Raw genomic sequence first — 22,613 nt, forward strand, 5'->3', positions numbered from 1 at the left:
TAATCTTGTTCGATGTAATTTCTATAAAATTAAAATATAGAATGAGCAACAAAGATACGATAAAAAAATGAGAAAATTTAAGTCCTTATTTAGCTTTTGAACACCCTTGCAGTGTTCTCTCTTTTTATGTGGCTTGTAAAAGCATCGCTATTGCATTATAAAAGCATAGTTTTTACGTCCTAAAAGCATTGCAATTATATGTCAAAAGCATAGCTTTTATTTTTCAATAAAAATCGTATTAAAATCGATTCTTTTACTGCGTTAAATAAGATTATCAAGCCTAAAAACTGCAAATTAATAATTATCTTTGCATAAAGTGGGGTAGAAGATATTCTAAAAAGAGATTGGCTTAGTGACTAACCCTTATAAAGTGAGATTGAAAACGAGCTATATCAAGATAAAAACGATGCGTAAATCTGGTGAAAAGAGTATTGATGGCATTGTAAAAAAGATGAGTTCTAAATTAAAATATTTAGCTTTTAAAATAGTAGAGAATATGAAAAAGATATTACATATATTGAGTTTAATGCTTTTTATGCCTATTTTTTGTGGCGCACAAACTTACACTTCGCTTTGGAAAAAGGTGCAAGCTGCCGAGTATAGCGACCAACCTAAAACTCAAATACATCTACTTAATGAGATTATTACTAAGGCAACAGCCGAGAAAAGATATGGACAATTACTTAAAGCCGAGGTTGATAAGATTAATGTTCGATATGAGATAAATGCTGATTCAATTGTTGCTGACGTCAAAAACCTCACATCTCAGGCGCAAAGGGTAGAAAAAAACAATCCAGCTTTGCATGCAGTTTATTGCGTTGTTTTATCAAATTTCTATCGAAATTATTACAATTTGGGTAAGCATCGTAACGATTCTGTTTTAAAATACCAACGTCTTGCTGTGGCTCATCCTGAACTATTGGCAAAGAATTCTGCCGATGATTATCAACCATTGGCAACTAAAGGCATTGATAGCGGTATTTTTAATAATGACTTGTTGCATGCAGTTGCAATCGATACCCGCAACTTTAGCGTGTTGCACAAATACTATTCAGATAAAAATAATCGTCCTGCTGCTTGCATTAGCGCTGCTTTACTACTTCAAAATAGTCCAAATAGTAATGAAGTGTATTCAAGAAAGTCGAAGACTTTGCAACGAATCGATTCGCTAATAACCGAATATAAAGACCTTTTAGAGGCTGGTGAGTTGGCAATTACACGCTATCAGTATATCCAAAATCTTGAAGATGTAGAGGTCGAAGATAAAATTCAGTATATAGATTATGCCCTTTCTCATTGGGGTGGATGGCGAAATATGAATACCTTGCGCAATTATCGTAAAGAGTTGACATTACCTTTATTCCAAGTTTCGATAGGAAAAGATATGCTTCGACCTAACACTCCACTCACTTTCCCAGTTCTATCGCTTTGCAACATTCCTTCTCTCACGATGAAAGTGTGGCGCACTAGTTTGAAAGGTGATAACCAATTAAATCCAACTATAGCTAAAGAATATACTAAAATAAAGGCTCTTACAGAGAAAACACCATGTTATACCGAAACAAAGAGATATGTAGGCCTACCAGACTATAAGGTTATTAGAGACACTTTCACTGTATCTGGTTTAGAAACGGGTGTGTATTTGGTGGAATATTCTACCGAAGTAAAAGGTATTTCGCCTGAAAGAGCACTATTGTATGTGAGTGATATTTATCTACTTCAACAAGAATTGGATAGAGATAGAAGACGCCTTGTGGTAATAAATGCTACAAGTGGCGAGCCAATAGCAGGTGCAAACGTTCGAGTTAGAATTCAAAAGTATGATGAAAGCGTAGATATTGTTGAGAAATATACTTGTGACAACAAGGGAGAAGTGATTATTCGAGATAATAAAGAAGGTATATCTACATACTATATCACCACTCCTAAAGATGAATATTGCACTGTTTTTAGTCCTTCTGGCAATATAATGATAGGTAACGAAGATAGAACAAACGAATGTTATTCTATCTTTACCGATCGCAGTGTGTATCGACCCGGACAAACTTTGAATGTTTCTGTGTTGGCATATCGCAATATTAAGGGTGAAAATATAGAGGTACTACCCAAAGAGAAAATTACCATTTCACTTTGGAACGCAAGTGGAAAGAAGATTGAAGAAAAGCAATTGGTGGCAGATGAATATGGAAACGCTTCTACAACCTTCACTATTCCTACTGTAACTTTAAACGGAACATATACTATTAGGGCTAATGACGGCTACAAGAGTGTGCAAGTGAGCGAATATAAACGTCCTACTTTTACACTTCATTTTGATGAGATTACACAGAAATATGTAGAAGGTGATACCATAAAAGTGCACGGAAAAGCAATGAGTTTTGCAGGTGTTGCTCTGCAAAAAGCACAAGTTCGTTATACAATTAAACGTCGTCCACGTTTCTTTGGATGGTCTACTATGTGGTCAGCACAAACCTCTGTGGTAGCAAAAGATACCATACAAACCAACGAAAATGGTGAGTTCACTATTCCTGTGCACCTCCTTTTACCTTTAAAGAAGCGTGAAAAAGAATCTCGTTATTATTCATTTGATATCGAAACTCAGGTTACGAGCTTGGCAGGAGAAACGCAAGAAGGATCTTTTTCTGTTCCTTTGAGCGAGCATCCAACGGTATTCTATACCACAGTTCCAGAGAAAATAGAGAAAAAAGACTCGCTTTTGCTCACTTTAAACTATCAAAATAATGCAGGAAAGGCTATTGATGGTGTAGCAAAAGTGCAACTTGGAGCTGGAAAAGCATGGCAAACATGTGCCGTAAACAAGGCTATTGCCTTCTCTTTGTCGGCTCTTTCAACAGGAAGACAACAGCTTGTGGCTATCTGTGGCAATGATACTATCAGAGAATCGTTCTTGGTTTATGATGTAAATGCTAACAAAGTGCCTGTTGATACCTTAGATTGGTTCAACCAAAGAGATTTTATTTTCGATGCAGATCATCAGCAAGCACGAATTCAAATAGGTACATCTGCACCACAACAACACATTGTTTACACCATAGCAACAAACGATAGTGTTATGGAACAGGGTGCTTTTGATATTAAAAATGAGGTCTTTACTCATGTCGTAAGCTATAAACCTGAATATAAAAATGGTGTTCTTATTACTTATGCGTGGGTTAAAAACGATGTATGTTACACTCATTCGGCTTCAATAGTGCGTCCATTGCCTGATAAAAAGTTAGATGTTGCATGGAAAACGTTTAGAAATAGACTTACACCAGGGCAGAAAGAAGAATGGACTTTAACTGTTTCAAAAGATAAAAAGAAGATTGCAAGAGCTCAAATTCTTGCAAGTATGTACGATAAATCGCTTGATCAAATTGTTGGACATCAATTCTATTTCAATCCAAGATTGGGCTATACACTTCCTTATATGTATTGGGTTAAACTATATTATAATAGTAGTACGCTATATGGAGAGCAACCTTTTAAACCTTTACATGCACCTAATTTAGACTTTACTACATTTAAAGTAGATAGAGAAGTTGCTGTTTCAAGTTATAGCAACGTAAAGATTAGAGGTCGTTCTAAACTCTATTATGAAGAAACAAAGGAAATAATGCCAGGTGCAACACGTGTTATGAGTGCTAAAACTATGGCTCAACCAGAGATGATGGCTGTTGCATTAGAAGGCTCAGTTGCAGGAAGTCAGCTGTATGGATATCGTACTTCGGGAGAAGATAACGCCACTTCAGATACTAATAGCAATAAAGTTGGAAGCAACAAGGAGGCAAATGCAATGAAGAATGCACTTGAAACACGTCGCAATTTTGCTGAAACAGCCTTCTTCTATCCTAACATTCAGACTAATGAAGAAGGCGAAGCAAGTTTCACGTTCACTCTTCCTGAAAGCGTAACAACATGGAAGTTTATGGCTTTTGCACACGATAAAGATATGAATTATGGGTTCTTGACCGACGAAGCAATGGCTCAAAAGACTGTAATGATTCAGCCTAATATGCCTCGTTTCTTACGAATTGGAGACAAAGGTGTGCTTAGTTCGCAGCTATCAAATATGTCGTTGAAAGCAATTAAGGGTGTGGCTACACTCGAAGTGATAGACCCTGAGACTCAAAAGGTGCTCTATTCGCAAAATAAGAAATATGCTCTTGGAGCGCAATCAGCACAAGGTTTAGACTTTAATTTCGACACTTCGCAATGGCCTTCGTTAGTAATTATCCGCTGTGTTGCATCGGGTAAGGGCTTTAGTGATGGTGAACAACACTATGTTCCCATTCTTTCTGATTCTGAATGGGTAACCAATAGCACCACATTTACATTGACAAAGCCACAAACAAAGACGATCAATACCGCCTCATTGTTTGCATCTGACTCTCAAAAGAAGCAACTAACGATTGAATATACGCAAAATCCTGCATGGTTATCTATACTTTCTTTGCCTTCAATTGCAGAGCCCAAAGATAACAATGCCATTGATATTGCTGCGTCATTGTATGCTAATATCACTGCAAGAGCTATTCTAAATGCTTCTCCAAACATTAAAAATGTATTGGAAATATGGCGCAATAATCCAACAAAAGAATCGCCTTTAACCAGTGCTCTTGAACAAAATGCAGAACTAAAGAGCCTTGTTCTTGCCGAAACTCCATGGGTGTTAGAGGCGGATAAGGAAACAATGCAAAGACAACAGCTCATCAATTACTTTGATGAATCACAGATAGATTATCGCTTAAAACAACAAACCGATGCGCTACAAAGACTTCAAACGACTCAAGGAGGATTTGCTTGGTATCCTGGTATGATGCCCAATGGATATGTAACAACAGTTGTTTCTGAACTATTAGGACGGTTAAATCAGCGTAATCTTATCGATAATGACCTCAAAATAGTATTTGATAAGGGTTTAAGATATATCGAAAGAGACTTAACAAAAAGACTTAAAGAGCTTGAAAATAGTGTTGTTGGTAAGTATAATACCTACTATTTGCATGAAACAATAGCGCATTATCTATATGTTCATGCATTGGGTGATAGTCAAAAACAATCGTCTAAGGTTGTAAGTGATGATTATTTGTTTACCAAAATCTTGCGTCAAAGCAAGGAATTAACGATATATGGCAAGGCAAAGGTGGCTTATGCGCTTTATAAAAGACGTGCTAATAACGCTCAATATCTAACCAAAGCGAAGGAACTTCTTAACTCTATAAAAGAGTATTCGGTATATAATGAGGAGAAAGGACGCTTTTTCAATACTTATAAAGCACCTTATTCTTGGCTCGATGGACGTGTTCCTACACAGGTTGCTACTATCGAATTGCTTCAAACAATGACGCAAGAAGATGAGCAAACCATTGCTCAAATGCAACAATGGCTGGTGCAAACTTATAGAAGTTTGCGTAAACAAAGTGCTTTAAACGCAGTAGATGTGGCGTATGTGCTTGTTGGTAACAAGAAAGATGCAATGCAGTTAGAGAACTTAACACAAGCTCCAGCTATCAAAATTAATAACAATAAGGTTGAAGCCGCAAAAGCTTCAGCAGGCTTAGGCTATGTAAAAGTATCTCAATTGGTGAACAATCCACCTGTGGTAACCATTGAAAAGAACGATAATACCACTTCTTGGGGAGCCGTTTATGCGCAGTTTGAGCAAAAAATAACCAATGTATCTGCTGCAACTTCAGGTTTATCTATTCGCCGAGATGTATTCTTTAATGGTAAAGAAGCAAACAATGTTTCTTTCAAAAAAGGTGATAAAATAACGATAAAGATAACCATAAATGCCGATAAAGATTATAACTTTGTAGAAGTAAGCGATAAACGTGCAGCTTGTTTAGAGCCTACTTTGCAGCTAAGTGCTTATCAGCAAGGAGCTTATTGTTCGATGAAAGACAATGTAACTCATTATTTCTTCGATCGTTTAAGTAAAGGAACTCACGAGTTAACGGCAACATATTACATTGATAAAGAAGGTGCATTCCAAAGCGGAACATGTGTTGTTCAATGCTTATATGCTCCTGAATTTATTGCACGAGATGCCGCAAAGACGTTTAAAGTGGTAGGCAACTAACTTTAAAAGATATCTTGAGAGGCAAGATAAAATGATATTTACAAAAATAGATAATAATAAAATAGAATATAAATGAATAGAATGTGGATGATGGCAGTGGTTCTTTGCTCGTGCATGACGATGGCAAATGCACAAGAATTGACCATTGCTAATGAAGTGACAGATATAGGACAAACAAGCTATAGAATACCAGTAGTTGCTGATTATGAGGTGACTAACACAGGAAACAAACCCTTAGTGATCAATAATGTTGAGGTGAGTTGTGGCTGTGTAAAGGTAGATTATCCTAAACAACCAATACTACAAGGTGGTAAAGCGCATATTTGTGCCACTTTCGATGCGGCTCAATTGGGTCATTTTACAAAACAATTACTTGTTTATAGCAATGCAGATCCACGCCCTGCACTCCTTATCTATAAAGGAGTTGTAGTGTCTTCGATACAAGATTTCAAAGGAACTTATGCTTCAAAGATAGGTAGTCTGGAAGCAGAACGCAACGACGTAGAGTTTGATGACGTTCATACAGGCGAATATCCACAGCAAAAAATCTTTATAAAGAATAATACAAAGAAGACAATTCAGCCAATAGCGATGCATCTTCCCAATTATTTAAAGGTAGATATATCGCCTAATAAGCTTGCACCAGGACAGAGTGGAGTACTTTCAATCAGTCTAGATTCAAGACTATTGAATACCTTTGGATTAACACAAACATCAATTTTCTTGGGTATGTATCCTGGAGATAAAGTGTCGAGTGATAAAGAAATTAACGTAAGTGTAGTGCTTTTGCCTTCGTTTGATAAGCTTTCAGAGGAGGAACTACAAAAAAGTGCGAAGTTAGAGCTATCTAATGAGGTGCTAGAACTTGGCTCTTTTGATGGTAAAAAGAAGAAAAAAGGCGAGATTGAGATAAAGAATGTAGGTCAATCGGTATTAGATATACGCTCTATTCAAATGTTTACAGCAGGTTTGCGTGTTGATTTAAGCAAGACAAAGCTTAGACCTGGCGAGGCAACAACAATGAAGATAACCGCAGATGCACAGCTATTGAAGAGCGTTAAGGTAAAACCAAGGGTTTTAATGATTACAAACGACCCCTCAAAGCCTAAAGTTATTATAACAATTAACGTAAAATGATTAACATAGAGATAGATAATGGCAGTGGATTTTGCTTTGGAGTGACCACTGCAATACGTAAAGCTGAAGAAGAACTTGCATCTGGTGAGGCGATGTACTCATTGGGAGACATTGTTCATAACGGCATGGAAGTGAACCGACTTGCAAAGAGTGGGCTCACAACTATCGACCATGATAAGCTTAAAGAGCTTAAAAATGCAAAGGTTTTGTTGCGTGCTCATGGCGAACCACCAAGTACTTACGAGCTAGCAAAGCAGAATAATATAGAGATTATAGATGCAACTTGCCCTGTTGTGTTGCAACTTCAAAAACGAATTAGAAAGCAATTCGAGGAAAATCCAGACGCTCAGATTGTGATATTCGGAAAGAATGGACATGCAGAAGTGTTGGGCTTGGTTGGTCAAACTGCCAATAGAGCAATCGTAATAGAGAACTTTGAAGATGCAAAAAAACTCGATTTCAATCGTGATATCTATTTTTATTCACAAACAACAAAGAGTTTAGACGAGTTTTTACGTATCATAAAGTATATCAAAGAACATGTTTCTAGCTCGGCAAAGTTTGATAGTTTTGACACTATATGTAGGCAAGTGGCAAACAGAATGCCTAATATTGCGCTCTTTGCAGCTAAACACGACCTTATATTGTTTGTGAGTGGACGCAAGAGTAGTAATGGAAAGGTGCTTTATAATCAATGTAAAAACATCAACCCCAATAGCTATCACATCGAGAATGCAGAAGAAATAGACCTTAAATGGTTTGAGAATGTGAATTCTGTAGGTATCTGTGGTGCAACAAGTACGCCTAAATGGTTGATGGAAGAGTGCAGAGATTATATCAAAAAGCATTTAAATGGAAATCAAGAGAGTAACGAATAGAAGCCTATTGTTAGTGTAAAACCTTGCAAATAGTGCGTTTCTATTTAATTTTAAATTATTTATAAACACATAAAAAACAGATATTATGGAAATAGGAGATAAGATTCCAGAGATTTTAGGACGTGATGCTAACGGTAAAGAGATAAAGTCGAGCGATTATCTTGGTAAGAAATTTGCGCTTTATTTTTATCCAAAAGATAACACACCAGGCTGTACAAGTCAGGCATGTAGCTTGAAAGAGGGTTATAACGACTTGCAAAGTGCAGGTTTAGAAGTGATTGGGGTGAGTGTAGATGATGAGAAATCGCATCAAAAATTCATTACAAAATACGAACTTCCTTTCCCTCTTATTGCCGATACAGATAAGACATTGGTAGAGGCTTTTGGTGTTTGGGGCGAGAAGAAAATGTATGGTAGAACCTATTTTGGTACCTATCGAACCACATTTATCATTGATGAAGAAGGTAAGGTAGAGCATATCATTACTCCAAAGAGTATCAAAGTAAAAGAGCATGCATCTCAATTACTTAAATTAGTGAAGTAGTATATCTTAGAGACGCATTGTGATTTCTAGTTAGGTTCCAATATTTCTTCTTTGTAAAACGATTTTCTTTCGATATAATAAAAGAAAAACGTTCGATAAAAAAAGGATATCAATATGATTTGCTATTCTTGTGATATGGATGAAGTATCTAGAAACTCATGTCTGATTAAGGTATTTGTATATGAGAAAAGAAGAAAAAAGAGCTTGATATATTTTATCAAGCTCTTTTGAATAATATTAATCTTGTTCAGGGGTGATAAGTTTATAGCCCTTACCATGAATATTAATGATTTCTATTTGTTCATCGTCTTTTAAATGTTTACGTAGTTTGGTTATATAAACATCCATAGAGCGTGCATTGAAATAGTTATCATCAATCCAAATGGTTTTTAATGCGAAATCACGTTGTAGAATTTCGTTTGCATGTGAGCAAAGTAAAGCTAACAATTCATTTTCTTTAGTTGTTAGTTTTGTTTGCTTATCTCCAATTGTTAGCAATTGCTTTTGGGTATCAAACGTAAATCTACCAATGTTATACAATGTACTTTCTTTGTTCTTCTTACCATGTACGCGACGAAGAATAGCTTCAATACGGAATACTAGTTCTTCCATAGAGAATGGTTTTGTGATATAATCATCTGCTCCAATCTTGAATCCTTCTAATATATCCTCTTTTAATGTTTTTGCAGTGAGGAATATTATAGGCATATCTGCATTTGATTGTCTTATTTCTTGTGCTAGAGTAAATCCGTCTTTTTTAGGCATCATTACATCAAGAACGCAAATGTCAAATTTATTTTTCAAAAATTCTTTATATCCTGCTTCACCATCTGGGCAAAGAGTTGCTGCATAACCTTTTGCTTGTAGATATTCTCTAAGCAACATTCCTAGGTTCTCATCATCTTCGCACAATAAGATTTTTAATTTGTCTTCCATAATTCTTAATTTTTAATTATTGGTAATTTAATTGTAAATGTTGTTCCTTTTCCATATTCACTTTCAACGATTATTTCTCCTCCATTAGCGTTTACAATCTGTTTTACGTATGCAAGTCCTAATCCGAATCCTTTAACGTCGTGAACATTGCCAGTGTGAACACGGTAGAATTTATCAAAAATTTTCTTTATATTGTCTTTTTTTATTCCTAAACCTGTATCTCTGATTGAGAGTATGATGTAATCATTTTCATTCCATGTCTTTAAGAATATATCTAACGGGGTGTTAGGCTTTCTATATTTCACCGCATTGTCAAGAAGGTTGAATATTACATTTTGAAAATGCATTTCATCAACATATACAGTCGAATCAACTGCCTCTATCTCAGTATAAATCTTTCCTCCAGTATGTTCTACACGCAAGGTAAAAGTATTTGCAATATTATAAACCATCTCATTTAAGTCTAATTCTTTTGATTTATAGATTGCTTTATTGCGATCAAACATTGACATTTGAAGAACTTTTTCAACCAAAAAACGTAGTCGTTTTGATTCATCATTGATAACAGTTCCTATGTGTTTAAGCATGAATGGACTTTTGTTTATCGACTCGTCATTAAGCATTTGTGCCGCAAGGGAGATGCTAGAAATTGGCGTTTTTAATTCATGAGTCATATTATTAATAAAGTCATTCTTTAATTCTGTATATTTTTTTTGCCTGAATATTATGACAATCGTAAATATAAATGTTATGAGCAGTACTATTGTAAATATTAATGATGGAATAACAAACCATACAGAAGAATAAATATACTTATCCATTTCTGGGAAATGGATACGCACAACGCCTACCTTCGCTTGTGGATCATTTTTAAATAATACTTGAGAATAACAATAGTCTTCGTTGGCATCACTATAGTCTGGGCATCGATATATTTCTCGGCCATCTTGAGTTGAAACAATAAAATGATAAGGAATATCTATTCCGTAATTCATTAATTCAGCCTTTAGGTCTTGATCTAGAAGCTTAAAGTTAATTCTTTCTTTCAAAGGTTTCTCTGATGCAGAATAAAGTATTGAGTAAACAACCTCGTCGAGTAGACCCTTTTGATAAATATATCTGCTTTTTACTAATTCTTGGAACGACTTTGAAGCCTCTGTTATAGAATTCTTATCTCTTTCGAGAATCATTCCCTTTGGAATTTTTGAAGGACGTATTGTTATCGTTTTTAACTCGAATGAAGAATAAACTGTTCCATCTTTACCTGTGACAGAGTATTGATGAGAATGTTGAATTGCTTTTCCTCCTTTTTTTGATAAAGCATTTATAGAATCTTGAATAAAAGCTTTACGTTCTGTTTCGTTAATATCTTTTTCAAGATAGCGTAAAGTTTCATTGAGTTCTAAGTTTTTTGAGGCTTGATATAAAGCACGATTTACCGATTCATTAAATTGCTCTTTCTTCATTTGCACCATTCGTTGCATATACTGCAATTGTAAAAAGAGTAGTGCAAGGAAAGAAAATCCCATGATAACTGCTATTATTCCTATTGTCCTCTTTTTCATATTTGCAAATATAGGATATTGAATAATGAATTAACATGTTAGTGTTAATAAAATCTCCTTTATTAGTGTATGTTAACTATTATCTCTTCTTAAGTTGTAAATATAAAACTATGTTTTTAATTATCTCTGGGTTAAACTGGTTTTATAAGGACCAAAAAAGAAAGAAAATATTTGTATGTAGGATAAAAATATATTCTTCTATCTGTTTCATGTTACAAGTTTTATAATCCAAAGAAGTTATAAGTAAAAACAATAAACATAATAAGTTATCATATAATCTTTTTTTATTATCTTTGCATTAATGGAAAATAATCTTTTAAATACAGAGGATTGGAGTGAAAATGTTATCATTGTAGATGCAGAATGCATTGATAATACAGCTTTTCACCTTATTGTAAACTTCGAAAGAATGCTCGAACGTCGTATTCCGAAAGCAGACTTTGCCCATTGGCTAGATTGTATTGCATTAGATGGAGGAATAAGGGAAGGAGAAAATAGTATTCAAGTGATTCTGCTGCATGATAAAAAATCAAAGCAATTGAATAATTTTACTCCAGCTAATTTCGAAGAAGAACTCAACCAAAAAGCATTTAAAGATCATCTTGGAGAATTCGTTATTTCTTCGTTTCCATATGAAGAAATTGTGGAGAAAGATGCTCTCTTTACAGATATCACATCAACAATATGCAACCACTCCAATGTTAAAAGAGTGATGATTATTCCTAATCACGAAAAAGAATCATTATGGACTGAATTAAGGATGACTCTTAGTAGAGTTGATGATGAGAACAAGAAAATAACTCTTTTTGCCATGCAACCAATGCAAGGTGGCAATTTTAAACAAGAGATTCTTGGGTATTCACTTATGAGTGCCCTCGGAATTCGGGGTTCAGAATTAAAAGATTAGTATAAAGAAATAAACAAAATAATAACAATATACAAATATGGGAAAAGTATTAATGATTGGTGCAGGTGGTGTTGCTACTGTTGCTGCATTCAAAATCGCACAAAATGCGGATGTTTTTACAGAATTTATGATCGCTTCTCGCCGTAAAGAAAAATGTGATCAAATTGTAAAAGCAATAGGAAACCCAAAGATTAAGACTGCACAAGTTGATGCTGATGATGTTGAACAGCTTAAAGAGCTATTCAATAGTTATAAACCTGAACTCGTAATAAACTTAGCTCTCCCTTATCAAGACTTAACTATTATGGAGGCATGTTTAGCATGTGGAGTTAATTATTTAGACACTGCGAACTATGAACCCAAAGATGAAGCACACTTTGAGTATAGCTGGCAATGGGCATATAAGAAACGCTTTGAAGATGCAGGCTTAACTGCTATTCTTGGATGCGGATTCGATCCTGGTGTATCTGGTATCTTTACTGCATATGCTGCAAAGCATTATTTCGATGAAATTCACTATCTAGATATCGTAGATTGCAATGCTGGTAATCACCATAAAGCATTTGCTACCAACTTTAACCCCGAGATAAATATTCGTGAGATCACTCAAAAAGGACTTTATTATAAAGAAGGTCAATGGATTGAAACTGAACCCTTGGAAATCCATCAGCCATTAACTTACCCCAATATTGGTCCTAGAGAGAGTTATCTTCTTCATCATGAAGAACTCGAAAGTTTGGTAAAAAATTACCCAACTATTAAGCAAGCACGTTTCTGGATGACCTTTGGAGAACAATATATCAATCACCTTAGAGTGATAGAGAATATCGGAATGGCAAGTATTGTTCCCATTGATTATAATGGTCAGCAAATTGTTCCATTGCAATTCTTGAAGGCAGTTTTACCAAATCCACAAGATTTAGGTGAGAACTACGAAGGAGAAACAAGTATTGGTTGTCGAATTCGTGGTATTAAAGATGGTAAAGAACTTACTTATTATGTATATAATAACTGCAAACACCAAGATGCTTATAACGAAACAGGTATGCAAGGTGTTAGCTATACAACTGGAGTTCCTGCTATGATAGGAGCCATGATGTTCTTCAAAGGCTTATGGAAAAGACCTGGAGTATGGAATGTTGAAGAGTTTGACCCAGATCCATTTATGGAAGAACTCAATAAGCAAGGACTTCCATGGCATGAGGTTTTCAACGGAGATCTTGAGTTATAAGAATCTGAATGGTAATATATTTATGAAATAAACAAACCTCATTGTGAGGTTGTTTATTTCATTATTGATTATAAACTTTAAACTACTTAGAAAAACAAGCATGGCTAAAGAAAAAGAGAAGAGCCCACAAGAGGGTTTACAAGAGAATAAGCTAAAGGCTCTACAAGCCGCAATGGCAAAGATAGAGAAAGACTTTGGACGTGGAGCAATTATGCGTATGGGAGATGAAAATATTGAGAATATTGATGTTATCCCCACTGGTAGTATCGGACTTGACCTGGCTTTAGGTGTTGGAGGCTATCCCAAAGGACGTATTATAGAAATCTATGGTCCCGAATCTTCAGGTAAAACCACTCTTGCAATACATGCTATTGCTGAAGCACAAAAGGCAGGTGGCGTTGCAGCATTTATCGATGCAGAACATGCTTTCGATCGTTTTTATGCTGAAAAGCTTGGTGTTAATATCAATGAACTATGGATTTCACAGCCAGATACTGGTGAACAAGCTCTTGAAATTGCAGATCAATTAATTCGTTCTTCTGCAGTTGATATTGTAGTTATAGACTCTGTAGCTGCTCTTACTCCTAAAAAAGAACTCGATGGAGACATGGGTGACAATAATGTCGGATTGCAAGCACGTCTTATGAGCCAAGCTCTTAGAAAGCTAACAAGTACCATCAATAAAACAAATACAACATGTATCTTTATTAATCAGCTACGTGATAAGATTGGAGTAACATATGGACCGTCAGAAACAACAACGGGTGGAAATGCTTTGAAGTTTTATTCTAGCGTGCGTTTAGATATCAGACGTGGCACAGCAATAAAGGATGGAGATGAACCAATCGGTAATGAAACCCGTGTAAAGGTAGTGAAAAACAAGGTTGCTCCTCCATTTAAGAAGGCAGAGTTTGATATTATGTATGGTGAAGGTATCTCTAAAATTGGCGAGATTATCGATCTTGGGGTTGAACATAACATCATAACAAAGAGCGGTTCATGGTTTTCTTATAAAGAATCTAAATTAGGTCAAGGAAGAGATGCAGCAAAAAGGTTATTAAAAGACAATCCCGAACTATGTGAAGAGATTGAAGGTTTAATAAAAGAAGCTATTCGCAATAAAAAGAATTAAAAAGAGCAGTCGAGATAAATAATAAAAAGCGATGATGTTATAGCAACGTCATCGCTTTCTTTTTTAATATACTTATTTCTTGAGTTTTAGAGAATAAGTTCCTGATTTTCTATTTATTCCGATCCGTTTTTGGATTTTAGGAATTGATCAGGTAAGTGAAATGTATAGTTTCTATCAAATACTGCTCGTACTTTGTTTATCTCTAAAATACTTGTACCGCTACCTGCACCGAGTGATCCACTAAGGTATGCAATCTTATCATCAAGCTCTAAGTAGTGCTTTTGTTTCAACATTCTGAGTGCTGCAATGAAAGTATGTTGTGAAGAAACATGTTCTTTTTGATATACTGGAATAACTCCATAACTCAAATTTAATAAACGTTGAGTCTTTTCTTTGTAGCAAATAGCAAGTACAGGAGTAGGTCCTCTAAATGAAGCAAGTGCTCTTGCAGTCTGTCCTGTTTCACTATCGGTGATAATTCCCTTAACACCTAAGTGTTGAGTCGCTTCAATTGCAGCACGAGCAAGGAACTCTCTTTGATCTGTTACGTCAGCAACTGGATCAATATCGTGCTCTCTCATCTTATCTTTTTCAGCTTGTTCTGCAATTGCAGCCATTGTTTTTACTGCTTCAATAGGATACTTTCCTGAAGCAGTTTCACCACTAAGCATCAAAGCATCAGTACGATAATAGATCGCATTTGCAATGTCGGTGACTTCAGCACGTGTTGGTCTTGGGTTGTTAATCATAGTGTGCAACATTTGGGTTGCTACGATAACAGGTTTCTTCTTCAATACACATTTATGGATAATTGAGCGTTGAATACCAGGAATACATTCGATTGGCACCTCAATACCTAAGTCACCACGAGCAATCATGATACCATACGAAGCGTCAATAATCTCGTCAATGTTATCAACTCCTTCTTGATTTTCAATCTTTGAGATGATTTTAATATCACTTCCGTGTTCATCTAAGATATCTTGAACAGCTTTAATGTCAGCAGCAGAGCGTACAAAAGAGTGAGCAATGAAATCAATATCTTGTTCAATAGCAAGAAGAATGTTTTCTTTGTCACGTTCTGTTAATGCAGGAAGATCGATATGTTCTCCAGGAACATTAACACTTTTACGTGCACCTAAAACGCCTTCATTTTGTACTTCAACAAGAAGATGGTCGTTTTCTTTACCTGTTACCAACATATCTAATGCACCATCATCAAACAAGATGTGGTCTCCCTCTTTCACGTCTCTTACTATTTCAGTGTAAGAAACATTGATATGATCGTGTGTTGTAATCTTATCAGGACAACCATAGATGTTTACTTTCTCTCCGATGTGATATTGAATGGGTTCATCAACTGATGTTGTTCTGATTTCAGGACCTTTAGTATCTATCAATAAAGCAATATGAGGAGAAACTGCACGAACATTCTTTATAATCTTTTTTATACCTTCTTTGGGAGCATGTGCCGTGTTCATTCTAACGACATTCATTCCTGCAAAAAAGAGTTTTCTTAGAAACTCCTCGTCACAGCGAAAGTCACTAATAGAGCAAACTATTTTAGTTTGTTTCATATATATAATGTATTGAAATTTAGAATAAAAAATAATATATTGCAAATCTACATATTTTTTTTGATATACCAATCAACAGCATACTAAAATATGTTGTTTAAACAGGTGTTACATTATAATTTATTTCTTTGGAAAATGCAAAGATATGGTGATTTGTTTCTAAAAGAATTTTAGCTAATATGTAAAAGAATCGCAAAAAAAATCATACAAGATGATAGCTTTTACGTGCTAATAAAGATGCTGTAAGAAGATTTAAGGCGCTATTATAGTTGGATTATTCATGAAAATAAAAAAGCAAAGAGCCATTTAAAACTTAAAGTTATACTTGGTCTTTGCCTTTATTTTTTTTATATTCTACGCTATCCTATTTTTTTTAGATATGAATAGGGTGGTAGTGTTGCTTGATTAATTATCTAATAACCACCTTTTTACCATTGATGATGTAGATACCTCTTGTGAGTTTATCTACTGTTGTGTTGAGACGAAGACCATCAATTGTGTAGATTTCAGCAGGTTTATTTGAGTTATTTGTTACTGTTGTGTTGTTAATTCCAGTTTCAGGGCCTGCTTCTCCTTCAATTCTTACACCGAAATCGTGCATTGAACCAGCATAACCTACTTTGTCATTTAAATTGAATGGAGGTACTGTTCTTCCATAAGCATAGCCGTCTCCGTCGCAAAGAATGCGGAATCTTGTAGTTTCTTCTTTTGCAGTTGCAGGTACCGTAAATTTAAATGTGTGTTGAACTACACCGAGATGGCCTAATGCTGTTTGTTGACTTTTACGATATGTATCTGTGTTATAGGGCTCATGTCCCCATGAACTATTATTTTTTGAAGCGGTAGAACCTACTTTAGCAAAAGCACGTTGTTGGTCTTCGAATGTGCCATCATGATCCCAATCGAAACCAATTGCAATGTCCCATGACCAAATGCCTGCACGAACATCAAGTGTAACTTCTTGTCCTTTTTTTACTGTAAATGAATATTCGTCCTGCAACCAGTTGTAAGATTGTCTGCCATTTGTATCGGTATAAGTCATAACAGTGTTGCCATCAATACTTACATTCACGCTATAAAGTGATTGAGTTGCTGCATGCATTGCTGTAGGAACGGTTTGATAAGGTTGTGTGTAGCTTTGCGCTTGTGCAAAGTTAAAGGCGTATAAAGCCATACCTAGGCTTAAAAGAGAAGTAAAAATTTTCATAATAGATTGTTTTTTTATTTGTAATAATTGTTATTAAGTTACTTAGTTTTACATCTTGTTCTATCTACATATTCTTGTTTGTTTGTTTTATTAGTATAGATGTGTAGTTTTATTTCAATACAAAAGTAATAGTTTTATTGATATTAAACAAATAAAAGCCTTTAAAATATTTCTTTAACACTTACTTTTTTTAGTTGTCTTGTTGCCTTTTAGGTGGTAGGCAGATATAAAATAAGATGAATAATCTTAAGACTTTCCTTTTAGCCTTATATATAATAAGGTGGAATGAATCTAAGATTATTCATCTTTTATTGTTACTATAAGCGTATTTACTTATAGTTTATGGTGCGATGATTATAGACCAATCTTTTTACGGATATCCTTTGGAACTGCATTTTTGTTCACAATGAAGTCCATTGTTTTGTAAGCAACGAATGCTTTGGTCATATACCATGTGCCATTATAATCGCCATAAGTACCCCAAGAGTTCTTAACCATGTAGTATTCTTTACCATTTTGATCTTTAGCGATACCATAGATGTGCATTCCGTGGTCGTCAGTTGTTTCCCAATTATCGAATGCTTCTTGTCTCATTTCTTGTGTTGGAACAATTTCGGGTGCATTGATTCCAAGGGCACCTAACTTGTTTTTCTTCTCACTACTTGATAGCTTAAACCATCGATCAGCGTCGGTTCCTGCCATAGAACGTGCTTTTTTAACGTCGTAAGCAATACCTAGTCCTTTACGTGTAAAACCATCTTCTGTTACATCACCGCCCCACATAACTGTGTAGCCATTCATAATTGCATTGTCTATGATTTTACAAAGGTCGTCAATAGGTACGTTCCAGCTCATGGGCCAGCGCCAATTGTCTTGTACTTCTACTGCAAATTCAGTCCAGAAAGGGTGGTGTGTGTAGCTTGTAAAGCTGATATAATCTTTCATATCCAATCCTAAACTAGCAGCAAATGATTGTGGTGTATATGTTTTACCTTCGTATTGGAATGAAGTTGGTGCTTTACCAAGATATGAATCGATAATGCCTTGTAAACCATTCTTCCATGCGGGAGTTAGTTTTGAAGCTTTATTCTTTGCTACAGCCTCAACGTATGGAGTCATAACGCTAAAGAATTCTGAGAAGTTTGCTAATGAGTCACCTATCATTTTACCAGGTAATGGCATAGCAGACTCTGGAATCATACCATAATTTTCCCAGCAATATTGTACATCATAGCCACTACCGCCTTCTGAGAAACTAACATCTCCGTGCATACGAACAGCTTTAATTGCTCTATCCATGTATGTTTTACCAGCAACAAACATTTCGCTTAAATCGTAAGTTTTACCTGTTTTTCTTAAAATTTCGCTTTCAAAAAAGCTATTTGTAGAATAAGCCCAACAAGTTCCACTTTTGTTTTGGTCCTTGATACTTGTTATTTTATTTGCTTTGACTACAGTGAATACAGGTTTTACTACTTTGATACTGTCTGTGTTTGTTTCTGCCTGCATGCCTGTTACAGCGCATGTAAGTGCAGCTAGCATGATTATTTTTTTCATGTTTTACTGTTTTTCAATTTATATAATTATGTTTTATTTATGCAATATATCGTTGTCTTGAGGAACTAAATATTCTTTATTGGTTCATTAAAGCTTCGAGGTCTTTAGGGTGATATGGAATTTCTGTCTTTCCAATAAATCTACAACCATCTCTTGTTATGAGAACATCATCTTCAATACGAATTCCTCCAAAGTCTTTATATTGTTCTAGAGCTTCAAAGTTAATGAAATCTTTTCCAATTCCCTTTGCTTTCCATTCGTCAATAAGTGCAGGAATGAAGTAAATACCAGGTTCATCCGTGATAACAAAGTTCTCTTCAATTCGTCTACCCATACGAAGTGATCCTGTTCCGAATTGTGTTGAAGGTTGAATTTCGTCGTCATAACCTACGTATATTTGTCCTAATCCTTCCATATCGTGTACGTCGAGTCCCATCATGTGACCTAAACCATGAGGTAAGAATAAAGCGTGTGCTCCAGAAACCACAGCTTCTTCTACGTCACCTTTCATTAAACCAAGTTCTTTCAGACGAGTTGTCATAAGCTTACAAACCTCCATGTGAACATCAAACCATTTTACACCAGGTTTTGCAATTTGTAGAACTAAGTCGTGTCCAGCTTCTACAATAGAATAAATATCTAATTGTTTTTGAGTGAATTTGCCATTAACAGGATATGTTCTAGTATGGTCGGAACAATAGTTATTAATGGTTTCGCCACCGCAATCGCATAAAACAAGTTTTCCATTCTTTAGTTTTTCCATTGTAGGAGCGCCATGTAGAATTTCACCTCTTTGTGTAAAGATAGTAGAGAAGCTAACCTTTGAACCATAAGAATTGGCAATACCATCAACTTGTCCGCTGATAAATTTTTCAGTAACGCCTTCTTTTGTAAGTTTCATCGCTGTTGTGTGCATTAAATATCCAATTTCGAAAGCACGTTCAATTTCTTCAATTTCTTGCTGTTCCTTAACAGAACGCATCTTAACAACAGCCTTTATAAGTGATAAAGAAGCCTTTTCTTTTTGTTGATTAGGATGAATACCTAAAAGGTCATATATCAATATCATTATATCCGACCTATAAGGAGGAAGGAAATGAACTTCTCTTTTATTCTTTAAAGCATCACAACAAATATGTTTTAATTCTTTTAAAGGCGCAGTATGCTCAACTCCTACAGCTGAGGCCATATTTTTAACCGAGTCAACAGGACCCAACCACACTATATCGTCAATGTCAACGTCATTACCAATAAGAGTGTCTGTGTTGTTGTCTATATCTATTATTCCTACTAATCCATCTCTATTAGCACCAAAGTAATAAAGAAAAGAAGAGTCTTGCCTGAATGGTGAATAAGCATTATTAGGATAGTTACAAGGCGATTCGTTATTGCCAAATAATATGATAATACCACTCTTTACCAGCTTTTTTAGCGTTTCACGGCGTTTAATGTATGTATTTTTGTCAAACATATTAAAAAGATTTATTTAATATATATCGCAAAGTTACGAAAAATAGTTCAATTTATGTAACTTTGTCACAACTTTAATTGTTTTCTTATGGATATAACATCAGACGTAGGACTTGTACTTGAAGGCGGAGGTATGCGTGGGGTTTTCACCAGTGGTGTATTAGATGCATTTATGAAACATAATCTTTATTTTGATTATGTAGTTGCTGTTTCGGCTGGAGCAGGGAACGGAATGTCGTATATAAGTAAGCAATATCGTCGGGCTAGAATGACAAATATAGATTTTTTAGCTCGTTATGATTATATTGGATTGAGGCATTTATTCTCTCAAGGATGTATTTTTGATCAGAAATTGTTATACGAAGACTTGCCAAACTATTATCTTCCTTATGATTTTGAAGCTTATTTCAATAATCCTTCAACCTTTGAAATAGTTACAACTAACTGTTTAACGGGAGAGGCTATGTATCTTGTTGAAAAGCAAGACAAGCAGAGAGTGCTTGATATTGTGAAGGCATCGTCGAGTTTACCCTATGTAAGTAAGATTGTTACAGTTGACGGCATTCCTATGCTTGATGGTGGAATTGTGGATAGTATTCCTGTCTTAAGATCAATAGAGACGGGACATTCTACTAATGTTGTAGTGCTAACACGGAATAGAGGATATCGAAACACATCAAAAGATTACAAAATTCCTCGTTTTATCTATAAGAAATTTCCTCGTCTTAGAGTTGCACTAAGTAGGCGAATAGCTGTTTATAATGCTCAATTAGATTTGATAGAGCGTCTCGAAAATGAAGGGAAAATTCTGTGTGTTCGTCCTATTCGTCCTTTAGAAGTGAATAGAATAGAACGAGATGTCACTAAACTTGAAGACTTATATGAAGAAGGTTTTGAACAAGGAGAATTATTTTGTAGACAGCATTGGGATAAATAAAAATAATATATTGTTGCTCTTGGATGAGATGGAATAAGATATCTAAATATTTTTTGCCTCTCTTGTCGAAACTTTTGATATCTCTATTTAAGATGTTATTATTTAATTGTTTTCTTGTCTTAATTTTATGCAGTTGTAATAGTATTGCTTTTACGCCCTAAAAGCATTGATATAAGGGTCTAAAAACGTTGCTTTTGCAATGTAAAAGTTATGCTTTAAAAGCTTAGTAGAATACAAACACTTTTACAAATTTTGTTTATTTCTTTGGTTATGCCCATTGTGTTAGGTTGTCAAAGAAAGCATACAGAGAGTGAATATAGTTTTATAGAATGTTGGTATGTTCTTTTTATTTACTAACTTTGCTATGTAAGAATGATGCAGGATTCAAGGAAAATAGTTATAGAAAATCTAATATCTTATCTTAGGTTTAATTAAAATGTTGCAGTAATCCTCTTTATTTAAGCAGAAACACAATATCTTTGCAGTAATATTATTATTGGTAGCGATAAAAGTAAGTAAACTTCAAAGGACAAAATAACGTTTTATGATATTAAAGGTGTGCGGAATGTACGAAAAAGAGAATATTCGTGCAGTGATAGAGCAAGGAGTTGAATGCATAGGATTTAACTTTGAACAGGGGAATCCACGTTTTGTCAAGATGTACTCTTCTTATAGTGGAATACAACCAGACTATAGTTCTCTTCAAATAGATACCATAAAGAAAAATAATAAGATATTATCTTTTACTAATGTTAAGACCTTTGGGGTATTTAAAGACGATATGCCTCAAAATATTATTACACGTATTTATAACTTTAAACTTACTGGAGTTCAACTAAATGGTGATGAGGATACGGTGATGATAGATAACTTAAAAGCTACAGTTATTGACGATATTGTTCCTTCTTTAGATGTAATAAAAACAATAGAGGTAAATTCTTATGACGATTTTAGTAAGGCTTTGCCTTTTAAAGGTCATGCCGATATGATCTTTTTTAATTTTAATCCAGATTTATTCTCAACTCAAAATCTTTCTAAAACAGTAGATGCCTTGAATCGTTTTGTATCTCCTCTTCCTTTTTTAGTTGGCGGATTGATAGACACAACAATACTAAATTCTCTTAGAGAAATAAAAAATGAAGCGTTTTTAGGATTGAATGTGGATTCTGAAATAGAGACGAAAGAAAGATTAAAAGATATTGAAAAACTAAAATCTTTACAACAATTTCTATAAAGATATATTGGTTTCTAGGAAATTAGTAATGTGTTTTGTCGAAGATTGTAGTGACCAATTAAGGCATTGAAATGATGTCTGCAATGTAAAAGTTTAGCTATCATATTTGAAGAAAGATTGTACTATGAAAAAAAGAGTATTACAGCTGTATCTAAATATATAGCAATAATACTCTCTTTGAAGCCTTTTAGTTTATAATTATAAAGATCCAAACCA

15 protein-coding genes are annotated in these 22,613 nt (G+C 34.8%); 9 read left to right on the plus strand and 6 right to left on the minus strand.

Going from position 1 to position 22,613, the window contains the following annotated elements:
- Nucleotides 1-496: 496 nt before the first annotated feature.
- The 4 genes from HMPREF0669_RS04015 (at nt 497) to bcp (ending at nt 8,644) form a co-directional block, all read left to right on the plus strand.
- Nucleotides 497-6,085: an alpha-2-macroglobulin family protein gene (locus HMPREF0669_RS04015; protein ID WP_044045703.1), complete on the plus strand. Its 5,589-nt coding sequence runs from the start codon at nt 497-499 to the stop codon at nt 6,083-6,085.
- A 72-nt stretch (nt 6,086-6,157) separates the two neighbouring features.
- A complete protein-coding gene (locus tag HMPREF0669_RS04020) occupies nt 6,158-7,222 on the plus strand; it encodes a DUF1573 domain-containing protein (protein ID WP_009227241.1) in 1,065 nt (354 codons plus the stop codon).
- On the plus strand, nt 7,219-8,100 hold the full coding sequence (locus HMPREF0669_RS04025) for a 4-hydroxy-3-methylbut-2-enyl diphosphate reductase (protein ID WP_009227242.1): 882 nt from the start codon (nt 7,219-7,221) through the stop codon (nt 8,098-8,100). Before HMPREF0669_RS04020 ends, HMPREF0669_RS04025 begins: the two co-directional genes overlap by 4 nt.
- An 85-nt stretch (nt 8,101-8,185) precedes the next feature.
- Nucleotides 8,186-8,644, plus strand: a complete 459-nt coding sequence (gene bcp / locus HMPREF0669_RS04030) for a thioredoxin-dependent thiol peroxidase (protein ID WP_009227243.1) — start codon at nt 8,186-8,188, stop codon at nt 8,642-8,644.
- A gap of 237 nt (nt 8,645-8,881) precedes the next feature.
- On the opposite strand, the gene HMPREF0669_RS04035 is transcribed toward bcp, so the two are convergent.
- Both HMPREF0669_RS04035 and HMPREF0669_RS04040 read right to left on the minus strand, forming a co-directional pair.
- Nucleotides 8,882-9,580 (minus strand): response regulator transcription factor, encoded by a 699-nt coding sequence (locus tag HMPREF0669_RS04035; protein WP_009227244.1) that lies wholly within the window; start codon nt 9,578-9,580, stop codon nt 8,882-8,884.
- A 5-nt stretch (nt 9,581-9,585) separates the two neighbouring features.
- Nucleotides 9,586-11,145 carry a sensor histidine kinase KdpD gene (locus tag HMPREF0669_RS04040; RefSeq protein WP_009227245.1) on the minus strand — a complete coding sequence of 520 codons (1,560 nt, stop codon included), beginning with the start codon at nt 11,143-11,145 and terminating at the stop codon, nt 9,586-9,588.
- Between the two features lie 301 nt (nt 11,146-11,446).
- On the opposite strand from HMPREF0669_RS04040, the gene HMPREF0669_RS04045 reads away from it, so the two are divergent.
- The 3 genes from HMPREF0669_RS04045 (at nt 11,447) to recA (ending at nt 14,415) form a co-directional block, all read left to right on the plus strand.
- Nucleotides 11,447-12,052: a DUF6621 family protein gene (locus HMPREF0669_RS04045; protein WP_009227246.1), complete on the plus strand. Its 606-nt coding sequence runs from the start codon at nt 11,447-11,449 to the stop codon at nt 12,050-12,052.
- 37 nt (nt 12,053-12,089) lie between these two features.
- On the plus strand, nt 12,090-13,283 hold the full coding sequence (locus tag HMPREF0669_RS04050; RefSeq protein WP_009227247.1) for a saccharopine dehydrogenase family protein: 1,194 nt from the start codon (nt 12,090-12,092) through the stop codon (nt 13,281-13,283).
- 100 nt (nt 13,284-13,383) lie between these two features.
- Nucleotides 13,384-14,415 (plus strand): recombinase RecA, encoded by a 1,032-nt coding sequence (gene recA, locus HMPREF0669_RS04055; protein ID WP_009227248.1) that lies wholly within the window; start codon nt 13,384-13,386, stop codon nt 14,413-14,415.
- Between the two features lie 113 nt (nt 14,416-14,528).
- Here the strand turns inward: recA and pyk are convergent, their stop codons facing one another.
- The 4 genes from pyk to HMPREF0669_RS04075 form a co-directional block, all read right to left on the minus strand.
- Nucleotides 14,529-15,992: a pyruvate kinase gene (gene pyk, locus HMPREF0669_RS04060; RefSeq protein ID WP_009227249.1), complete on the minus strand. Its 1,464-nt coding sequence runs from the start codon at nt 15,990-15,992 to the stop codon at nt 14,529-14,531.
- Between the two features lie 409 nt (nt 15,993-16,401).
- Nucleotides 16,402-17,199, minus strand: a complete 798-nt coding sequence (locus tag HMPREF0669_RS04065; protein WP_009227250.1) for a GEVED domain-containing protein — start codon at nt 17,197-17,199, stop codon at nt 16,402-16,404.
- Nucleotides 17,200-17,553: 354 nt separating this feature from the next.
- A complete protein-coding gene (locus HMPREF0669_RS04070; RefSeq protein WP_009227251.1) occupies nt 17,554-18,756 on the minus strand; it encodes an aminopeptidase C in 1,203 nt (400 codons plus the stop codon).
- A gap of 76 nt (nt 18,757-18,832) precedes the next feature.
- Nucleotides 18,833-20,227 (minus strand): aminopeptidase P family protein, encoded by a 1,395-nt coding sequence (locus tag HMPREF0669_RS04075; RefSeq protein WP_009227252.1) that lies wholly within the window; start codon nt 20,225-20,227, stop codon nt 18,833-18,835.
- A gap of 87 nt (nt 20,228-20,314) precedes the next feature.
- Here HMPREF0669_RS04075 and HMPREF0669_RS04080 point away from each other — a divergent pair, with 87 nt between their 5' ends.
- Entirely contained in the window at nt 20,315-21,163 is an 849-nt protein-coding gene (locus HMPREF0669_RS04080) for a patatin family protein (RefSeq protein ID WP_009227253.1), read from the plus strand.
- 565 nt (nt 21,164-21,728) lie between these two features.
- Entirely contained in the window at nt 21,729-22,397 is a 669-nt protein-coding gene (locus HMPREF0669_RS04085) for a putative N-(5-phosphoribosyl)anthranilate isomerase (RefSeq protein WP_009227254.1), read from the plus strand.
- The last annotated feature ends 216 nt before the right edge of the window (nt 22,398-22,613 follow it).

Source organism: Prevotella sp. oral taxon 299 str. F0039, assembly GCF_000163055.2.
Classification (GTDB): domain Bacteria; phylum Bacteroidota; class Bacteroidia; order Bacteroidales; family Bacteroidaceae; genus Prevotella.